Source organism: Psychrobacter sp. 1U2, assembly GCF_051847575.1.
Window position 1 is genome coordinate 1 of sequence record NZ_JBPYDC010000260.1, and the last position, 1,296, is coordinate 1,296.

At 30.6% G+C, this 1,296-nt stretch carries 1 protein-coding gene; it reads left to right on the forward strand.

The features are described from left to right. Positions 1-1,179 (forward strand): hypothetical protein (locus ACS8FD_RS15000; protein ID WP_439276443.1); only part of this gene is annotated, 1,179 nt, incomplete at its 5' end. Positions 1,180-1,296: the final 117 nt, after the last annotated feature.

Below are 1,296 nucleotides of genomic sequence, written 5' to 3' on the forward strand. Positions count from 1 at the left end.
TCACCAACCGAAAACAATAAAGTCTTAGATTTTATAAAAGCTCCATCTAAAGAGATAATTATTGGATTAATAATCACCTTACTGAGTGGTTCCGTAATTTCCTACGTCATTTCCCGTATGTTTATTAAGTCCTATATGACGACCATAGGCTTTAGTACTCTAGAATATAGTGCTTTAACAAATTATGAAACTGTAGCATTATTAACTTTAGCAATACTTACAGTTTTACTAGCAATTGTTTTCATTTTTAGCTTTGTACCAATGTATTTAAGGTTCACTTATAACGATACTAAACCGTTGTTCGAAGAAACACATAACGAATATTCAAAATATATTGATTGGTTTTTCTTTTTTTGTTTTTTACTACCTTTAGGTGTTTTAATTTTAGTATTTCTTGATAAATCTTTTGAATACTACGTATTAACAGGCCTATCTTCCGGACTAATATTCCTTTTCATTTTATTCAAATCTTGGAATTCAACTAAAGCTGAAGATAAATTTAAAATAATTTATAACGGTTTTATATTTTCAATGCTAACCTTTTTAGCCTTCGCTCCCTTCTTAAAGGTAATAGAGACGATTGATTCCTTGAATGTAGAAAACTGGATATCTTATTTTATTGTATCCATTGTTTGGGTTTTATTATCAGCATCTTATGGATTTAGGATTACTAAAGCACAACCTATACATTATCTGATAGATATTGCTGTCTCTATACTGGTATTGCTGGGATTAATTATAATGAGCACTAATACGATTAAAATACCTATTGCAAATTTCGTTGGTATAAAAGACGATGAGGCTCATATCTATAAGATATCGTCTGATGATTTTATAGATATAGAGAGTAATATTAAAGCGTTTTGGGATGATACTTACACGTCTAAACCGTCACCTAGCAATAAACTACAAAATATAGAAAGCTACTATTTAGCATCTGCAGTTAACAGCTTCAATGGTGATGTTTATTTGTATGCCCAAGTGATATTTCGAGATGATGATAATGCAATTATATGTCCACCTCTCTATAAGATAGGTGATAATGGACAAAATGAAACTTGTTTTATAACCAAATCAGCATATCTAATATCTACCCCTTTGACAATGCCTACTCTTGATAGAAATCCTAAAATTGAAGACAAACTTTGGATACCTTTGAAAAAAGATAGTGGCATATAAGAGTTAGTCTAAAATATGTTAAGAGTATCGATGTATACAGTAACGAGAGCTCTAAGCTAAGGAACATTTTACAATGTCTTATAAGCCTCAAGTCCTAAAACCTAGTACTGAACAGGA